Genomic DNA, 19299 nt, shown 5'->3' on the forward strand with positions numbered 1-19299 from the left:
ATTGAGATACGCAGCTATTGATATCGGGTCTAACGCGGTGCGTTTGCTGATAGCAGATATAATTGAAAAGGATTCTGAAGTAACCTTCAAAAAGAATACTTTAATACGCGTTCCTCTTCGCTTGGGAGATGATGCATTTCTCGAAAAGGAAATTTCAGTACGAAAGGCCGATGATCTAGTGAAAACAATGACAGCCTTTAAGCAACTAATTGACGTTTACAAGGTTGAGGACTATATGGCGTGTGCCACGTCTGCTATGCGTGAAGCTCAGAATGGAAAGCAGTTGGTAGAGCGGATAAAGAAGGAAGCGGAAATTGATCTCGAAATTGTTGAAGGTCAAAAGGAGGCTAATATTATCTATTCCAACCATATCGAGGAATCCCTGGATAAGCAAAAGAACTATTTGTATATTGACGTTGGCGGTGGAAGTACTGAGCTTTCTGTATTTGCTGAGGGGCAAGCACAGGCCTCCAGATCCTTTCCTTTAGGTACAGTTCGGATTTTAGATAATGCCGATAAAGAGGAAACCTGGGATGAAATGAAAGAATGGATTAAAGTTAACACAAAGAGCTACAAAAATCTTATTGGAATTGGTACCGGAGGCAATATTAACAAGCTTTTCCGCCTTTGCGAAGAGAAGGAAGGTACTGCTTTAAGTATATCGAAGCTTAAAAGCATGTATGATTACCTCAATTCATTTTCCCTTAAGGAACGTATTAACGTTTTAAACCTTAATCAGGATAGAGCCGATGTTATCATTCCGGCATGTGAAATTTATCTTACTGTAATGAAGTATGCAGGAGTTAAGCAAATACATGTGCCCAGGGTCGGGATGGTAGATGGAATTATTAATCAGCTAATTGAGAAAAACCTTGTGAAAAAAACTTCATGAGGTGAAGCGCGCAAAACGGAAAATAAAAGAAGTTTGACAGCTATGCCTGCTTAATAAAAGCAAATTAGACTTTCAAAAACCAGAGATTAAAACAATTAATAACGGAAATAAAAAAAGGTGGAGGTATTAAAACCTTCACCTTTTTTTATTTAATTTCTACACGGCTGAAGAATAAAAACCTTCAAGCAAATTGACCCTCTGTTTGCGAGCGCATGCTAGCAAAGGTTTTATTATAAAGACCAGCCTTACATATGCTGCATGTCTCTTAATGATTTAATTTTGTCGTGAGACTCTTTTAATGCAGCTTTTTGGGTTAAGATCATTTCCCGGATGTTAGAAGGTAGTCCTTCGCTCTCTAACGCCATCCTATAGGCTTTTTGGGCAGCATCTTCACCAAATTCACAATTCTCAAGTACTGTTTTACGATCTCTTCCGGTAAACATTGCTTTTAGGTCCATCCATGCACGGTATATCTTTCCGCTGTTTGTTGTACCTGTATCGACTTTATCACCTAAGGCAGAGATCTCACTCGCCAAAGCCATTTTATAAGTCTGGCTTTCTGCAATCATGCCGGTAAACAGCACTTTAAGATCAGAATCGCTGTCTGTCAGTTCTTCAATTGCTTTTTGATATCCAACAATTCGGTCATTGTTAATTTCTACCAGATCGTTTAAAATAGTGGTAGTCATATCATGAGTCGTTTCCATATTAGTAGGTTGTTTTGTTGGAAAAAGAAATGCAAGTACTGTTCCAAAAACAGGCTTCTTTTGAAAAAAAATATTAAATGCCTAAATCTGCCCCATATGGGTCTTTCACTTTATTTCCCGACTTCAAATCACTTAATTTCTCTTTTGAATTATTATAGACATCATCAGCCCATCTCCCGATTTTTTTTCTTGATTGTTTTCCTTCATCCGGAGCCAAGAGAATGGCTGCAATTGCTCCTGCTGCTGCTCCTGCCAGTAGTGCCAGTAATATTTTTGAATTATCCTTCATGATGTGTTTTGTCTGTAGCCTGATCACCAATTCTGGTGATCCATGAGGCCAGTGAAAAATTAGTTAAAACTTCAATACAGTAATCGCAAAGGTATTTTTTCCCTTGAAATTTGCAAAAGCAGTTTACAATTATTACAATGTATCTTTTGCAAAGTTTGTACGACGCACCGAAAGAGTTTTAAACAGATTATCCCATACTTTAGTATAGAATCCAAAGTTTATTGAACGGCTTTTGTGATGTTCAGAATGGAAAGCAGGAGAGACGAATATTCGCAAAAACTGGCTTTCGGGAGCCTGGATGTTTATACCCAGATTGGCTACAATTCCCATAATAACGTGAAAGACCAGGAAAAGAATGATCGAAAAGATATTTAAGCTAAAGAACGAGAGAAAGGCTAACCATAAAAAACCTAGCATCAGGCTTTCTAGTGGATGAATTACAAAAAGGCTAGCGGGAGTTAATTTCTTACTAGAATGACTTATATAATGTATCTTATCAAAGAATACCTTCCTGTGAAGGATAAAATGAAAAGACCAGGTTAGCAGGTCCATTACAAGTACAATAAGAATAAAATCAGTAACTATACTAAAATCGAAAGAGAGACGGATTCCTATTGTCCCTAAACTATAGAATAGAAATCCAAGATAAGTGATAATTGTATTGATAAGAACCGTCAAGCAAAAGAATTTGCCTTCACGCTTGTCGGGCATTTCGAAGGTTTTCCCCTGCGTTTTTAGTAATAGTACCCCCATTAATACAGCTAAAAGGGCTAGTATTATGTTTTCAGCAAGAAGCAGAAGGAATAATTCCCATATAGGGCCATGGTAGAAGAGTAAGAGCGAGTAATTCATCGGTTGCACAAAGATACTTTTGTAGCTTAAATTGTGCAACCTAAATCTTTAGTCTTTAGATGTTTAATTGTTGTCTCCGAAAATTTCTATATTCAGGCAACAATAAATTATGTTAATTTAATCTAAAAGGAGACTTCCCGTCGATCTCTTTGTCGAGAATAGAATAGATCTCCTTTTTGCTTATAGGTTTTAAAAAATATCCACTTACGCCATTATACCGTTTAAACATTTCTAAGTCCTTAGGATCCACTGATGCTGTGCAGATATAAATTGTAATAGCTTTGTTAGCCTTATCTATTTTAATAAATTCTTCTAAAAATTGCCAACCGTTCAAAACAGGCATTTTCAGATCAAGGAATATTACATCCGGAAGTTTTTCCTGATAGCCCCAATTACTCTTAAAAAAACTAAGTGCGCTTTCTCCATCATCAAATTGCAAAACGTGATCAATCAGCTCTGTCGATTGCAGAACTTTATTGATTGTGAATTGAAAGAGCTTATCGTCGTCTATTATGCTAAATGTGGGAATTTTCTTTTTCATTGTTAACGCATGTGCCAAACGCACAAATAAATAAGTACGAGCGTTCCTATTTATACGTAATAACATACCACTATGTTACAGCTAGTAATTTTACGGTTACTATTCGGGGAAATGAAATCTGTCGCTTTTTATCCTGTTTATAAAAAGTAGTTTTGCATCGCAACACTTGACCAACCAAATGAAGACACTACAAAAACACACACTGGCAATTATGGCTTGCGGTATTGCCATGACACATGTAGGCTTTGCCCAGCAAGCCGACTCGGTTTCCTCTGCAAAAACAACTGATGACAAACCTAAAACGGAATTGAAGTATAATCTTTCCAGAGACGGTTCAAAGTACATAAAAGCAACCTTTCTTAATCAAGTTTGGGTACGATGGAATGAGAGCAATCCTAATACTGCGGTTCTCGGAGAACACAAGGATCACACACTTGATATAGGATTACGTCGCACGCGGATGCAATTATTTGGTCAGGTTTCAGATCGTGTTTTCTTTTATACGCAATTTGGAATGAACAACTTCAACTTTCTCTCCCAGAACGCGGGGAACAGGAAGTTGCAGGCTTTCTTTCATGATGCCTTGGGCGAGTATAAAGTGTTTAAATCCAGCGATAAATTGAAACTTGGAGGCGGCTTAACCATCGCTAACGGATTAAGCCGGTTTACCCAACCTAGTGTAAGCACTATAATGACCACGGATGTTCCTGTTTTTCTGCAAACCACCGTTGATCAGACAGACGAGTTTGCAAGGAAGCTTAGCCTTTACGCGCGCGGACAATTAGGGAAAATAGATTACCGCCTTATCTTATCAGATCCATTTCCGATTCAAACAAACGGGCAGGCGGCTCCGCCAATAAGAGTTAACAGTGCAACCTTCGCCACCACTGGGCATCATAAGCAATATCAAGGTTTCTTTGCTTATAACTTCTTTGACAAGGAGCCAAACGTTACTCCGTACATGACTGGTACTTATCTCGGGGATAGGAAGGTTGTTAATCTGGAAGGCGGATTTATTTACCAGAAAAAGGCTACCTGGTATCTTACGGATAATGGCACTACAAGTTATGACGATCTGGCAATGTGGTCTGTTGCTGCTTATGCAGATATGCCTTTAAAAGATAATAAGTACGCGCTCTCTGCTTACCTGGGATACTTCGACACCGGTTACGGAAAAAATTACGTTCGTAATAACGGTATTATGAACCCAGCAAATGAGTCAACCCCCGGTTCTTCCGTTTATGGAGGTGCATTTGGAAATTCTTACCCTATGTTTGGAACAGGCGAATCTATCTATGCTCAGGCGGGAATACGTTTACCCAAAGATCTGCTGGGAGAGAATGGAACATTAATGCCTTATGTATCATATAGGTATGCCAAGTATGATGCTTTAAAAGATGCCTTCAACGTTTATGATGCGGGTGTAAATTGGTTAATTAATAAACACCAGTCGAAGGTATCACTTAATTATCAATTGCGTCCTGTTGTAAATACCGGTGGGGAAGTAAACCATAACGCCAGTTCTGTCTGGCTTCAATATCAGGTTTCTTTCTAACGAAAGGTCCTCATAATTCTATTACCCAATCTCGCATCAAATATTAACTTTGCACCTCAAATATTTGAGAATGACAACGAAAGAGATAAGGAAAGCTTTTTTAGATTTTTTTGCAAGTAAACAACATCAGATTGTACCCTCAGCCCCCATTGTAGTAAAGAACGACCCTACATTAATGTTCACCAATGCGGGAATGAACCCTTTTAAAGAAATTTTCCTTGGTGAGGCCCCAATTAAATACCCGCGGGTTGCCGATACTCAACGTTGTCTTCGCGTTTCAGGTAAGCATAATGATTTGGAGGAGGTAGGTATTGATACGTACCACCATACCATGTTTGAAATGCTTGGGAACTGGAGCTTTGGTGATTACTTCAAAGAGGAAGCTATTGAATGGAGCTGGGAACTTCTTACCTCTGTTCTAGGTATTCCTAAAGATCGTTTATATGTAACTGTTTTCGAAGGTGATGAGAAAGAAGGTCTTCCAAAAGACCAGGAAGCTTACGATTTCTGGAAAAAGTGGATAGCCGAAGACCGTATCCTTTTAGGAAATAAAAAGGATAACTTCTGGGAGATGGGTGATACAGGTCCTTGTGGTCCCTGTTCTGAAATTCACGTAGACTGCCGGACTGATGAAGAGCGCGCCAGAGTAGATGGCAAAGCTTTGGTAAATAACGATGATCCTCAGGTGATTGAAATCTGGAATAACGTATTTATGCAGTTTAACCGTTTAAAGAACGGATCACTGCAACCTCTTCCTGCACAGCATGTGGATACAGGAATGGGACTGGAGCGTTTAGTACGGGTATTACAAGGTAAGTCATCAAACTACGATACTGACACTTTCCAACCTTTGATCCAGTTTATCTCTCAGCAGAGTGGAATTGCTTACAACATGGGCGAGAGTGATGGTAAAACAGACATCGCCATGCGTGTGATGGCCGACCATATTCGTGCTATCGCCTTTGCGATTGCCGACGGCCAGCTTCCTTCCAATGTAAAAGCAGGTTATGTGATCCGTCGCATCTTAAGAAGAGCAGTCCGTTATTCTTATACATTCCTTGGCTTTAAAGAGCCATTTTTCAATAAACTGGTTCCAATCCTTGCAGATCAGTTCGACGGAGTATTCCCCGAGCTAAAAGCACAGCAGGACTTCGTTCAGAAAGTAATTCTAGAAGAAGAGGTATCTTTTCTTCGTACGTTGGCTACCGGGATTCAGCGTTTTGAAAAGTACGCAGCTGAAAATACCAGTATCGCAGGCGGTTTTGCTTTTGAGTTGTATGATACTTTCGGTTTCCCTATTGACCTTACGGATCTGATGGCCCGTGAAAAAGGTATCTCTGTGGATATGGAAGGCTTCAACAAAGCATTGGAAGAGCAGAAAACCCGCTCGCGCGCTGCAACAGCTATTGATACTACCGATTGGGTGATCGTAAACGAAGGTGAGGAAAACGAGTTTGTTGGATATGATTCCCTTGAGTCTGAAAGTAAAATTCTTAAATACCGTAAGATAACTGCAAAAGGAAAAGAACAGTATCAGATCGTCCTGGATAAAACACCTTTCTATGCCGAAAGCGGAGGCCAGGTAGGAGATACCGGAACTTTAACCTCTAATTCGGTAAACAGCTCTACTATTCAAATTACAGATACGAAGAAGGAGAACGCTTTGATCGTTCACTTCACTGATGAACTTCCTGAAGATCCTTCTGCTGCTTTCATCGCAAGAGTTGACGAAGCAAAACGCCTTTCTACTGAAAACAACCACTCAGCAACCCACCTATTGCAGGCAGCCCTTCGCCAGGTTTTGGGAACACATGTGCAGCAAAAGGGATCATTGGTGCACGCGGATTACCTTCGTTTCGACTTCTCGCATTTTGCTAAAGTTACAGATGAGGAAATTGCCCAGATTGAATCCATCGTCAACAATCGGATCCGCGAGAATATTGCTAAGCAGGAGGAGAGAACAGTACCTTACCAGGACGCAATTAACAGGGGAGTTACAGCCTTATTCGGTGAAAAGTATGGTGAATACGTTCGTGTGATCACCTTCAATCCTGAGTATTCAATGGAGCTATGTGGCGGTACCCATGTAAGTTCTACAGGTCAGATCGGTTTCTTCAAAATAATCTCTGAGGGAGCGGTAGCTGCGGGTGTACGTCGTATCGAGGCAATTACCGGGAAAGCAGCAGAAAGCTACATAACAGAACAAAATAAGCTGGTTAATGAGATAAAAGCACTGCTAAAGAACCCTAAAGACATTGCAAAATCTATCGAGAGCCTTCTCGAAGAGAACGCAAAGCTTAAGAAGGAGATAGAAAAGAGCATCCTTGAGAAGGCTGGAAACCTTAAACATGATCTGGCTGCAAAAGCTCAAAATATCAACGGCGTAAATCTTATTGCCGAGCGCGTGGATTTACCCAATGCGGATGCTGTAAAGAACCTTGCCTATCATTTAAAGGATATTGTAGAAAACCTTTTCTTAGTTCTTGCAACAGAAAATGATGGCAAGCCGGGAATTACAGTAATGATCTCAGAGAAACTGGTAGAGGAAAAAGGCCTACACGCCGGAAATATCGTAAGAGAATTAGCGAAAGAAATTAAAGGAGGCGGTGGCGGTCAGCCATTCTTTGCCACAGCGGGAGGTAAAGATGCAGCAGGTTTAGGTGCTGCCTTAGAGAAAGCAAAAGGCTTAATAAAATAGATTGAAAAGCGCAGGAAACTGCGCTTTTTTCTATTTATAGTCTCTTATTTCCAATCAAAATCCAGGCTTTCTCCTGCTTCTCTGATAGAGATTTTATCCAGGTCAGAAAGAATAGGGATTCTTCCGAGTATTTTCACGCCTGAATAAGCGCTGAGATACGATTCAGAAGATGTATCCGTCTCTCCACTGATAATAATACCTTTTAAATCTATATTTCGTCCTTTTAAAACTTCAATACTTAGCAAGGTATGGTTGATGCTGCCCAGGTAGTTACTTACAACCAGTATCACTTCAGCATCAAGTTTCTCTATCAGGTCGACAATAAGGTGTTTTGCATTCAATGGCACCATCAAACCACCAGCTCCTTCCACAAGAAGCCGGTTCGTTGTAGCCGGTAAACGTATGGCATCGAAATCAATTTCCACTCCGTCTATTGCAGCCGACTTATGAGGAGAAAAGGGTTGTGTTAGCCGGTAAGCTTCAGGATGAAATACCGTTTGACTGTTTGAAATCAGGTTTCTAACCTTTATAGTATCTGAGTTATCCAAGTCACCCGACTGAATAGGTTTCCAGTAATCAGCCTTCAATTTTTCTACTAAAACAGCAGAAACTACTGTTTTGCCTACATCGGTTCCTATACCGGTTACGAAAAGAGGTTTCATAAGTTTTGCTTTAAGATATCCAATAGACCATTAATTTCTGACTCCGTGTTAAACGAATGAAGACAGATCCTTAACCGCTCTTTTCCGGCAGGAACAGTGGGATGAAGGATTGCCCGTACATTATAGCCTGCCTGTTTGACAATCCCTTCCATTCTTTTTGCATGATCATTACCCTCTGCCATCAGACACTGTATAGGAGAATTACTATCAATGAAGGAATTGTATAGCCCACCTGCTTCTGATCTGAAAAAATTGATCTTAGAGCTGGCGATAGCTGGGTAGTCACCAGCCTCCAAATATTTATAGGCCTCAGAAATGCTGATATGATTTAAAGGCGGAGCGGAAGTAGTGTAGATAAACGACCGGGCAAAGTTGACAAGGTAGGAGCGGAGATCTACTGATCCTAACACAATAGCTCCATGGCATCCAAGTGCTTTACCAAATGTAACTATTCTCGCAAAAACCCTGTCCTGCAGATTTCGATGATGCACCAATCCCTCGCCTTTTGCTCCAAAAATTCCTGTAGCATGCGCTTCATCCACGATAACAGCAGCCTCGTACAGGTCGGCGAGGTCCAGGATAGCCTCGAGTGGAGCCATGTCCCCATCCATTGAGTAGATGCTCTCGATGGCAATATAGATCCTGCCTCTAGCGCTTTCCAGCTTCTCCCTTAAACTCTCGAGATCATTATGCCTGAATGAATAACGATTTGCAAAGCTTAAACGGGCGCCATCAATAATAGAAGCATGAATCAGTTCATCCGCAATGATCGTGTCTCCACGCTGAGGCAGAGAAGAAAAAATGCCCACATTCGCATCGTAACCAGAATTGAACAAGAGACCGGCCTGGGCACCATGAAATACCGAAATAGAGGCTTCTAATTGTTCAGTAAGATAATCATTTCCACTTATTAGTCGCGAACCGGTAGATCCTGACAATGTTCTTGTAGCTGCAAGTGCCTCGCGGATATTATCCTGCAACAGGCTTGACCTTGCAAACCCAAGGTAATCATTAGAGCAGAAATCGATCAGAGAATGATCGGTGCTTAGGGTCCGGTAAGAATTATTCGTTTCTCGATCTTCTAATCTTTTTAAAATGTAATTCTCTATCGGCTTCAACGTATGCGTTTGTTTGCCAAAAATAAGAGGCCTTGCATGAAAAGCAAAAAAAAAAGCGTGCCGTCCGAAAGGAACAGGCACGCTACTTAAACAACAATTAACAGTTACACTTACTTTCCGTTCTCGGCTTCCCCTCTTTTCCCATCTCTATATTTCTTGCGGAATTCACCTCTGCGATCTTTCGCATGCTCCCTGCGCTGTGCTTTCAGATCCTCATATTGCTTGCGCTGGTCATTATTCAAAACCTTGCTTATTTTGTTATCGCTTTCCTGAAAGAGCTTCTTGGCTTGCTCGAAATCTTTCTTGTCGCGTTTCTCACCAGAGCTATGAAGTTTTTCCATCTCCTTGGCCCGCTCAAGGTTTATTTTATATATCTGGTTCTTCTGTTTGTCATTAAGAGAAAGCTTTTTGTCCAGAACATCAGTGACATGCTGCGCCCTTTGTTCAGGCGTCTTATGCTCTCTCTGATGTTTTCCTTGTCTCTCTTGTGAAAATCCTGCTGTAGCTAAGCCTGCAAATAATAGGGCTGTTAAAATTAATTTCTTCATATCTAATGTGTTTTATAGCAATAGATGCTTATAAGTGGGGAAGGTTTAAGAGCTTAAGTGTTAAAGAATGTTAAGGCATAAGACAAACGGATTCTTGATCCGAGTCCGGAGTTAAAGAGTTTTTAAAAAATGTTGCTTTTATAAAAAAAATAAGTAATTTTATAAATGTCTTTGTGACATTTAAAGTTTTAGATTTCATCCCTTATACATTTTATGCTAACCTGGATTCCCAACTTCGTTTCTCAAACCCCTTGCGACGCACAGCTAAAAAAGATAATTATTTCAAGTATTAAAAGAGGCGAGTTGAAAAAAGGAGAACTGTTACCTTCTAAAGACGAGCTTTATCGTTACAGTCAGGCTTCTAAAGTCTTTATTGGAAAAGCTTATCGCGAACTAAAGCAAATAGGAGTAATTAGTTACCGAAAAGGGAAAGGGTATTTTGTAAAGTAAAAATAACCTTATTAAAGTTTTTAGCTTCCGACCATTAACCTTCAGGTACTTTTATAACCAGATTTAAATGTCATCAGGACGTTTTTAGCTTTTCTTATTTTTTAGCCAACGAGGGGTTAGGTAAAAATATTGAAAGGGCCTATTTTAAAATTCTATTCTTGTAAGTATTTGTTTTTTAATTGTTTATAATTCTTCTGTAGTGTATTAGTAGGGGTGTCCATTAATAGGTTTTAGCTGCTTGTACAGCTAAAGTAGGGCCTCTATTTTTTTGAGCGAAAGAATCCTGTTCTACATTTGACCTAACCAAGCGGAAGGTGATCCGCGAAAATATAAACCAGTTTACTCATTTTATTTTTTGTCTTATGAAAGGAAGATTTACATTCTTTTTTCTCATTTCCCTGTTATTCCTGGTACCCCTTACGGTGGACGCACAGGAAATCCAGGTAACGGGAAAAGTAATCTCTAAGAGTGATGGCTTACCACTGCCAGGGGTATCCGTAACCGTAAAAGGTGCTAACCGGGGAACAAGCACCGACGCTGCCGGTAATTTTAGAATTTCGGCGCCAAGTGGAGCAGTATTAGTTATTAGTTCTTTAGGCTTCGATTCCCAGTCAGTAACAGTTCGCGACAACAGGGCATTGTCGATCACTTTGATCGAAAACACAGCAGCACTAAATGAAGTGGTCGTAGTTGGATACGCCACCCAGAAGAAGAAGGTAGTAACCGGTGCCATTTCGAGTGTAAAGGCTTCAGACATTGAGTCGCAACCGATCACTCGTGTTGAGCAAGCTCTTCAGGGACGCACTTCAGGGGTAAGTATTGCAGCAAACAATGGTCAGCCAGGCGAAGCAGCAACCGTTCGTGTTCGTGGTATTACCAGTTTTAATAACTCTAACCCACTTTACGTAGTTGACGGAATTGTGGTAGACAATGGTGGAATTAGTTACCTGAATGCATCAGATATTGAATCTATCGATGTGTTAAAGGATGCTGCTTCCGCTGCCATTTATGGAACAAGGGCATCTGCCGGAGTTATCCTGGTTACCACCAAAAAGGGTAAAGCTGGGAAAAACACGCTTAGCTATAATGGATTCTACGGAACATCAGCACCGACACGCCAATTAAGCATGCTTAATGCAACCCAATATGCGACGCTTAGAAATGAGGCTGCAGCTGCTGATGGTAAAAGTCTTCCTTATGCTAACCCTTCATCCTTGGGCCAAGGCACAGATTGGCAAGCCGCAATTCTTAACGGTAATGCACAACGCCAAAACCATGAGATCAGCTTAAGTGGCGGAAGTGATCGCTCAACCTTCTACACGTCCTTCGGGTACCTGGATCAGGAGGGTATAGTAGCCAGCGATATTTCTAAATATAAGAGGATTAACTTTCGTGTCAACTCTACCCACAAGCTATTCAAAAACCTTACCATAGGAGAGAACCTGGGATACGCGTATAACAAGACCGTGGGCCTTGGAAATACAAATAGCGAATTTGGTGGGCCCCTTGCTTCAGCTATCCACCTTGATCCGCTAACTCCGCTGGTTGAAACAGACCCCACAAGGGCTGCCTCTTACGATGTAAGGGCACGCAGAAATTCTCAGGGTTTTCCTTACGGAATCTCACCTATTGTAGGGCAGGAAATGACCAATCCCTTAGCCTATATCTCAACGAGATTAGGGAACTACAGCTGGGGACATAACATTGTTGGAAATGTCTACGGTGAAATTGAAGTAATTAAAGGTCTGAAGGTGAGGTCTTCTTTTGGGGGTAAAATGTCCTTCTGGGGACAGGAAAACTTCACTCCAGAGTTTTACTTAAATACTTCCAATATTAATCCTACTACTCAGTTTTACCGCGAGAGCAACAACCGGATCGATTGGAACCTTTCTAACACGGTGTCTTATTCTACCTCATTAGGGAAACACAATATCACAGGCCTTGTTGGTCAGGAAGCTTATCAGGATGGTAGCTCCCACTTTAATGGTGTTAGATACGACGGCATCCCCGCTACAACTTTCGATGAGGCTTCATTTAACTATTCGGTACCAACAACCCAAAGAACCGCTTCTGCTGGCGACGGTCAATATCATAGGGTTGTTTCATTATTTGGTCGTTTAAATTATAACTACGATGAGAAGTATCTGCTGGAGGGAATTCTTCGTAGAGACGGTTCTTCCCGGTTTGGAGCAAATTATCAGTATGGTATCTTCCCTTCCTTCAGTTTAGGCTGGGTGCCTACCAGAGAGGCATTCTGGCCTGAGAACAAGTTCGTTACCTTCTTGAAATTAAGAGGAGGCTATGGTGTGGTAGGTAGTGATAATATCGGTGATTTTCAATTTGTTTCTACTATTGGTAGTGGAAGAAATGCAGCCATTGGTACAAGCTCGTATGAAACAGGCTATAGTCCAAATGCACCTGCGAATCCTGATCTTCGTTGGGAAGAAACTCGTTCCTCAAACATCGGTTTAGAGGCTACTATCTTAAAGGATTTCCGCTTCACCTTCGACTGGTTCAGCAAGAAAACTGTTGGTATCCTCCAAAATCCCAGAATTCCTTTCTATATCGGTGCTATTTCAAACCCTGCTTCTAACGTGGCCGACATGAAGAATAGCGGTTTGGAGTTTGAACTGGGTTGGAATAGGAAGTTAAGGCAAGTGAATTTAAGCTTCGCCGGGAATTTTTCAACCCTGCGTAATGAAGTTACTTATTTAGGACGGGGCCTTACCTTTATTGATGGTACTGTAGGCTTCCAAAATATGGCTTACGGAGTTACCAGAACGCAGGTTGGAGAGTCTTTTAACTCTTTCTACGGATTCAAAACCCAAGGCATTTTTCAAACCCAGGAGGAAATTGATTCTTATGTAGGTGCAAAGGGAAAGGTTCAACCTAATGCTAAACCCGGCGACTTTAGATGGAAGGATGTTGACGGAGATGGTGATATTGACGAAAACGATAGAGAGTTCCTTGGTGTATCTATCCCTAAATACTCTTTCGGGTTAACGGCAAATGTAAGCTGGAAAAACTTCGATGTAATTGCATTCGGACAAGGTTCAGGTGGAAACAAAGTGTTCAGCGGCCTAAGACGATTTGGTATTACAACATCTAACTGGCAAACAGAAGCTTTAGGTCGCTGGACTGGTCAGGGTACCTCCAGTTCTTATCCTCGCCTTTCAGAAGCCGACCCTAATAAGAACTTCGTGAACCCTTCTGATTTTTACTTGAATAACGGCAACTTCTTCCGAATCAAAACATTGCAGGTTGGCTACTCTCTGCCCAAATCCATAATTCAAAAAGTAAGTCTGTCAAGACTAAGGGTTTATGTAATGAGCGAAAACCTGTACACTTTCACCAATTACTCAGGCTACGATCCTGAAATTGGAGGCCAAGCTTTCGGTATTGACCGGGGAGTTTATCCTCAGGCCCGCTCATTCATGTTAGGTGTAAATGTTGGATTATAATTCTTAGAAGAATGAACAAGTATTTAAATTATATAAGTGCATTAGCTGTAAGTACCCTAATGTTAAGTTCTTGCAGTGATTTTCTTGAGGTGAAACCCAGGGGAACAGACCTTGAATCAAATTATTATCAAAACCAGGATCAGGCATATAAAGCACTAGTGGCAGTTTATGATGTTGTGGGCTGGCAAGGTGGAAATCTTGTGACCAAAGAAGGTGTGGCAATGGCTGCATCGGATGACCATTATGGAGGTGGAGAAGGTGCGGGGGACCTGAATTTTGTGAACATGGATAAATTCCTGATAAGTCCCGCGCAAGGTCCTCAGGAGGACTTGTGGAGGAAGGGCTTCTCCGGCGTCTTCCGCGCAAACATCTTGTTGGAGAAGATCCCCAGCACCGCTATGGACGAAAATCTGAAGAAGAGATACATTGCAGAAGCAAAAACATTACGTGCCTTCTTCTATTTTGACCTTGTCCGTTTGTTTAAGAACGTGCCCTTATATACAAAGAACATTACCACTGACGAGATGTACAATGTTACCCAGGCGAGTCCGGCAGAGGTTTATGCTCAAATGGAAACCGATCTAAAAGAGGCCATTGCAGAACCCGGTCTACCAAATAAGGTGGTAGCGGCAACAGAGGGAGGTCGTTTTACAAAAGGAACCGCTCATGCATTACTGGGTAAAGTTTATCTGTGGCAGAAGAAATGGGCAGAAGCTGCTGCTGAGTTCAAAGAAGTGAATGGTACACCTGGCCAAATGAATCCTACTTATGGGTATCAGTTATTAGGAGATTTCGGCAACTTGTTTAAAGGGGGCAATACCTACAAATTCAATTCAGAGTCAATACTTGAGATTACTCATACCACACTTTCTGGCGGAACATGGGGAGGCGGTGGTGCTGCATCCACCGAGGGAAACATTCTCAACATTATGAGCGGCCCGAGGGGGTATACCGCAAAAACAGCTGGTGCTCCTGATTACTATAGCGGATGGAGCTATTTTCCAGTTACGCAAAGCCTATTCGATGCCATTCACTTTGATCCCCGTTATAAATATACAATTGCAAACCTGGATAGTCTTAAGAGGAATGGTATCGCCGATTACAATGCCGCGGCTGGTGCACAAAATACAGGTTACTTTATGGAGAAATGGATTGCCCGCAACTCTAACCTTCCTACGGGAGCGGGAGATCGCGATCTTAACTGGGGGCAGAACATGTACGATATCCGTCTGGCTGATACTTACCTAATGGAAGCAGAGGCTTTGGTGATGGGTAATGGAGACCTAACCCGGGCAGCTTCTTTATTAAACGCCGTCAGAGCCCGCGTAGGTTTAGGTCCGGTTGCTGCAACCATGGAAAATATAAAAAGAGAGCGTCGTTTGGAATTGGCAGGTGAAGGTCAGCGTTGGTTTGATCTGGTACGTTGGGGAGATGCTCCTACTGTACTTGCCTCCGAGGGCTTTGTAGCAGGAAAGAATGAAATCCTTCCAATTCCTTTGCGCGAGATGGATAATACCAAAATTGAACAAAGCAAAGAATGGGGCGGAACCAAGTAAAAACCTTGATCTTTTTAAATTATGAAACTGAGATTTGATCTTACAAAAGCATTTGCAGTAGTTGCAATGGCTTCAACTATAGCAATTTATTCTGCATGTACACCTGATGACGCAGGAGATGGAAACGGTTTGGACTCGCCAGACCTCGTAGCAGATTTCACAATAACTCCAGTAGCGAATAGAGCTAACTACTATGTTTTAAAAGCTAATACAGACGGGGTGATCAGCGTAAAATGGAACTTAGGAAAAGGTGCTTCGGATCCCGCTGCAGGAAAGACTGTTGATACCGTTTTCTATCCGGATGCCGGCACTTACACAATTACCCAGATAGCCGTAGGTAAAGGTGGTGTGCAGAAGTCAACCACTAAGCAATTAAACGTTCCGACTTCAGATCCTGAAGCAGGTAACCTTATCCTCGATCCAAAAATGGATGATCCAACAAAATGGACTGTAACCAGGAGAGGAACAAACGCAAATGTACAATTCGCCGGTGGTAAAGCAGTATTTACAGGTTCCGCTTTTGATGGCGTAGCTATATCCCAACCCGTTCAGCTTGTCGCAGGTAAGAAATACAAAATAGATATGACAGTATCAGGAGGTGGAGCTGTCGACACCTGGATGGAAGTTTACCTTGGAAAAGGAGTTCCAGCTAATGGCGCCGATTATAATGAAGGTGGTAAGATCATGGGATTAAGTACCTGGGACGGATGCGGTAATTCGACTTTTAACGGACAACTTGCCCAAATAGGTTGTACTGGTGATAGAAGAAATGGGGTGGTAACAGTCAACTCTTCCGGTACTTACTACCTCGTGATCAGGTCAGGCTCTGGTAGTACTATGGGACCTAATGGTATTTCTCTTGATAACATCGAATTAAGAGGTACTAAATAAGCAGAATGGTTTTCATCAGCAGGGAAGTGGATTAATTGAAGTCGCATCTCTGCTGATGATTGTTTAAATGCCTTAATTCCCTCAATAGAAAATAAAACTTTAGTGACCACTACAGGCTTAACAAATGAAAAAAGTAATACGAAATACTATCGCACTTAAATTCTTGCTGTTCTTTCTATTTGTTGCTTTTGCAAGTTGTAAGAAAAAAGATGCGGCTGGGCAAGAGGTGAAGCCGCCTGTAACAGAAGAAAAGCCAGTGGCAACAGATGTCAGCTTTTGGCTTACTAATCCCGATAAAACAGCCCTTTTTAAAAAGCAGAATGTTAGCCTTCTATTCTCTGCTCCTAATACACAATTTACTACTATCGATGTAGATACTACACAAACGTTCCAAACTATTGATGGATTCGGATATACACTCACTGGTGGTAGTGCGATGCTGATCAATAGCTTGCCGGTAGCTACAAGAGATGTACTGCTCGAAGAGTTATTTAAGCGAGATAGTACTCATATCGGAGTAAGTTATCTAAGAATAAGCATAGGTGCCTCTGATCTAAGTGATTCTCCATTTACCTACAATGATCTCCCAAGTGGGCAAACCGACCTGAATCTCACTCAATTTAATATTGATCGCGAAAGGGCGGATCTGATACCAGTATTAAAGAAGATCCTTTCTATTTCACCAGGTATTAAAATTTTAGGCTCTCCCTGGACTGCCCCGACATGGATGAAGACAAATAATAATTTTGTTGGTGGAAGCCTGAAGCCTGAGTATTATAGTGTCTATGCTAATTACTTTGTAAAGTATATCCAGGCAATGAAGGCCGAAGGTATTACCATAGATGCAATCACACCTCAAAATGAGCCACTTCATGGGGGAAATAATCCAAGTATGGTGATGCAGGCTGCAGAACAGGCAGCATTTATACGCGATCATCTCGGGCCAGCTTTTAGAAATGCTAATCTGGCTACAAAAATTATCGTTTATGATCATAACGCTGACAGGCCCGATTACCCTATCGCTATTCTGAACGATGCCCAGGCAAAGAGTTTTGTTGATGGTTCAGCTTTTCACCTTTATGGAGGCAATATTAGCGCTCTTAGTGCAGTGCATGATGCACATCCCGACAAGAACATTTATTTCACAGAGCAATGGGTAGGTGGCCCCGGAAACTTTTCGGGCGACTTGAAATGGCATGTGGAGAACCTGATCATCGGAGCTTCAAGGAATTGGAGTCGTAATGTGTTGGAATGGAACCTCGCCGCCGATCCAAGTTACCGTCCTTACACCAACGGAGGTTGCAGTACCTGCCTGGGTGCACTAACGGTTAACGGATCAACTTTCAGCCGCAATGTTTCCTATTATATCATCGCTCATGCTTCCAAATTTGTAAGACCGGGTTCTGTGCGTATTGCCTCTAATATGGCTAATAATTTACCAAATGTGGCTTTTAAAAATCCCGATGGTAAAAAGGTACTTATCGTTCTTAATACATCAGCGGCAACCGAAAACTTTAATATCAAGTTCAATAACAAAACAACAACAGCTACCCTGGCTAGTGGAGCAGTTGGAACCTTTGTTTGGTAAACATTCATGAAACCATCGCTAAACACAAACTTAAATGAATAAAGGACTCATAGCGTTATTGCTTTCAGTATCAGTATCTGGCCTGTTCGCCCAGAAGACAACAAAGACAAGTTTCTCAAAAGCTACCGTTTATACTACGGCAGACAAGTCGAACCTCAGGATCTCGGAGTCGGGCACACTTTCATTCTCTGAAATGAAGCAGCCTCTTGAAACTCAGCTGGTGATCTTTATAGATCCAACACACTCCTTTCAAACAATCACAGGAATTGGAGGAGCATTAACAGATGCTTCTGCCGAAACCTACGCCAAACTTCCCCCCAATGTACAGAAGGAATTTTTAACAGCTTACTATGATAAGGAGAAGGGTATTGGTTATTCGTTTGCCCGTACCAATATAAACAGTTGCGACTTTTCAAGTGATACCTATACTTATGTTGTCGATAATGATGCCGCATTAAAATCATTTGATCTGTCTCATGACAAGAAATACAAAATTCCTTTTATTAAAGCTGCAATGCAGGCTGCGGGAGGAAATCTTCCAATGTTTGTTAGTCCCTGGAGCCCGCCGGCCTGGATGAAGGATAACAACAACATGCTTAAAGGTGGCAAGCTGAAACCAGAGTTCCGCCAGGCATGGTCAAACTATTACGTGAAGTTTATTAAGGGTTACGAAGCACTGGGAATTCCGGTTTGGGGATTATCCGTACAAAACGAACCTATGGCTACACAGAGATGGGAATCCTGCATTTTCACAGCTGAAGAGGAGCGGGATTTTATTAAAAACCATCTCGGTCCAACCCTGCATAAAAATGGTCTTGCAAACAAGAAGCTGATCGGCTGGGATCATAACCGCGACCAGGTTTATCAGCGGGCCAGCACTATCCTTAATGATCCGGAAGCAGCAAAATACGTTTGGGGTATTGGCTATCACTGGTACGAAACATGGACCGGTGCAGGGATGAACTTTGCGAATGTTAAGCTGGTAAACGAAACCTTCCCTTCTAAAAACCTCATCTTCACAGAAGGCTGTATCGAAAAGTTCGACATCAATAAAGTGAACGAGTGGTGGCTGGGAGAGAGGTATGGTACCTCTCTCGTAAATGATTTCAACAGTGGAACTGTAGCCTGGACAGACTGGAATATTCTTTTAGATGAGAAAGGCGGGCCAAATCATGTTGGCAACTTCTGTTTTGCTCCTATCCATGCAGATACCCGGGATGGTAAGTTAATATACACCAACAGTTATTATTATCTCGGACATTTCTCCAAGTTCGTTAAGCCTGGGGCAAAACGTATTGCAAGTTCAGCCAGCAGAGATTTCCTATCCACAACAGCTTTCCGTAATACCGATGGGAGTTTAGCGGTAGTTGTTTTAAATACTACTGATCAGAGCTTGCCATATCATCTATGGATAGATGGGAAAGCCGCACAAACTACAAGTATGCCTCACTCCATCTCCACCGTTATAATTAGGTAAAAGCTTCTATTATA

16 protein-coding genes are annotated in these 19299 nt (G+C 41.7%); 9 read left to right on the forward strand and 7 right to left on the reverse strand.

The features are described from left to right. Window position 1: 1 nt before the first annotated feature. The gene (locus tag J4N25_RS17100; protein WP_207423006.1) at window positions 2-892 is read left to right on the forward strand and encodes a Ppx/GppA phosphatase family protein; all 891 of its coding nucleotides are present in this window, start codon (window positions 2-4) and stop codon (window positions 890-892) included. A 245-nt stretch (window positions 893-1137) separates the two neighbouring features. On the opposite strand, the gene J4N25_RS17105 is transcribed toward J4N25_RS17100, so the two are convergent. The 4 genes from J4N25_RS17105 to J4N25_RS17120 form a co-directional block, all read right to left on the reverse strand. Next, complete coding sequence (locus tag J4N25_RS17105) at window positions 1138-1599, reverse strand: ferritin-like domain-containing protein (RefSeq protein ID WP_207423007.1); 462 nt, start codon at window positions 1597-1599, stop codon at window positions 1138-1140. 73 nt (window positions 1600-1672) lie between these two features. Beyond that, window positions 1673-1888 carry a YtxH domain-containing protein gene (locus tag J4N25_RS17110; RefSeq protein ID WP_207423008.1) on the reverse strand — a complete coding sequence of 72 codons (216 nt, stop codon included), beginning with the start codon at window positions 1886-1888 and terminating at the stop codon, window positions 1673-1675. Window positions 1889-2020: 132 nt separating this feature from the next. Then, window positions 2021-2740, reverse strand: coding sequence for a sterol desaturase family protein (locus tag J4N25_RS17115; protein ID WP_207423009.1), 720 nt, complete (start codon window positions 2738-2740; stop codon window positions 2021-2023). Between the two features lie 112 nt (window positions 2741-2852). Continuing rightward, entirely contained in the window at window positions 2853-3281 is a 429-nt protein-coding gene (locus tag J4N25_RS17120; RefSeq protein ID WP_207423010.1) for a response regulator, read from the reverse strand. Window positions 3282-3459: 178 nt separating this feature from the next. Between J4N25_RS17120 and J4N25_RS17125 the strand changes: the two genes are divergently transcribed. Next, the gene (locus J4N25_RS17125) at window positions 3460-4836 is read left to right on the forward strand and encodes a hypothetical protein (protein WP_207423011.1); all 1377 of its coding nucleotides are present in this window, start codon (window positions 3460-3462) and stop codon (window positions 4834-4836) included. A 70-nt stretch (window positions 4837-4906) separates the two neighbouring features. After that, window positions 4907-7534 (forward strand): alanine--tRNA ligase, encoded by a 2628-nt coding sequence (alaS, locus tag J4N25_RS17130; protein ID WP_207423012.1) that lies wholly within the window; start codon window positions 4907-4909, stop codon window positions 7532-7534. 44 nt (window positions 7535-7578) lie between these two features. Here alaS and bioD read toward each other — a convergent pair whose 3' ends face one another. From bioD to J4N25_RS17145, 3 genes are all read right to left on the reverse strand, one after another. Next, window positions 7579-8196: a dethiobiotin synthase gene (gene bioD / locus J4N25_RS17135; protein WP_207423013.1), complete on the reverse strand. Its 618-nt coding sequence runs from the start codon at window positions 8194-8196 to the stop codon at window positions 7579-7581. Continuing rightward, window positions 8193-9314 carry an aminotransferase class I/II-fold pyridoxal phosphate-dependent enzyme gene (locus J4N25_RS17140; protein WP_207423014.1) on the reverse strand — a complete coding sequence of 374 codons (1122 nt, stop codon included), beginning with the start codon at window positions 9312-9314 and terminating at the stop codon, window positions 8193-8195. The genes bioD and J4N25_RS17140 overlap by 4 nt, the downstream gene beginning before the upstream one ends. A gap of 110 nt (window positions 9315-9424) precedes the next feature. Next, window positions 9425-9862 carry a DUF4890 domain-containing protein gene (locus J4N25_RS17145; protein ID WP_207423015.1) on the reverse strand — a complete coding sequence of 146 codons (438 nt, stop codon included), beginning with the start codon at window positions 9860-9862 and terminating at the stop codon, window positions 9425-9427. A gap of 213 nt (window positions 9863-10075) precedes the next feature. Between J4N25_RS17145 and J4N25_RS17150 the strand changes: the two genes are divergently transcribed. From J4N25_RS17150 to J4N25_RS17175, 6 genes are all read left to right on the forward strand, one after another. After that, a complete protein-coding gene (locus J4N25_RS17150; RefSeq protein ID WP_207423016.1) occupies window positions 10076-10312 on the forward strand; it encodes a GntR family transcriptional regulator in 237 nt (78 codons plus the stop codon). A gap of 362 nt (window positions 10313-10674) precedes the next feature. Next, window positions 10675-13773 carry a SusC/RagA family TonB-linked outer membrane protein gene (locus J4N25_RS17155; RefSeq protein ID WP_207423017.1) on the forward strand — a complete coding sequence of 1033 codons (3099 nt, stop codon included), beginning with the start codon at window positions 10675-10677 and terminating at the stop codon, window positions 13771-13773. 11 nt (window positions 13774-13784) lie between these two features. Further along, window positions 13785-15329: a RagB/SusD family nutrient uptake outer membrane protein gene (locus J4N25_RS17160; protein ID WP_207423018.1), complete on the forward strand. Its 1545-nt coding sequence runs from the start codon at window positions 13785-13787 to the stop codon at window positions 15327-15329. Window positions 15330-15350: 21 nt separating this feature from the next. After that, entirely contained in the window at window positions 15351-16220 is an 870-nt protein-coding gene (locus J4N25_RS17165; protein ID WP_207423019.1) for a hypothetical protein, read from the forward strand. Between the two features lie 124 nt (window positions 16221-16344). After that, window positions 16345-17808 (forward strand): glycoside hydrolase family 30 protein, encoded by a 1464-nt coding sequence (locus J4N25_RS17170; protein ID WP_207423020.1) that lies wholly within the window; start codon window positions 16345-16347, stop codon window positions 17806-17808. A 34-nt stretch (window positions 17809-17842) separates the two neighbouring features. Continuing rightward, window positions 17843-19285: a glycoside hydrolase family 30 protein gene (locus J4N25_RS17175; protein WP_207423021.1), complete on the forward strand. Its 1443-nt coding sequence runs from the start codon at window positions 17843-17845 to the stop codon at window positions 19283-19285. Window positions 19286-19299 lie beyond the last annotated feature (14 nt).

The organism is Desertivirga brevis (assembly GCF_017355835.1).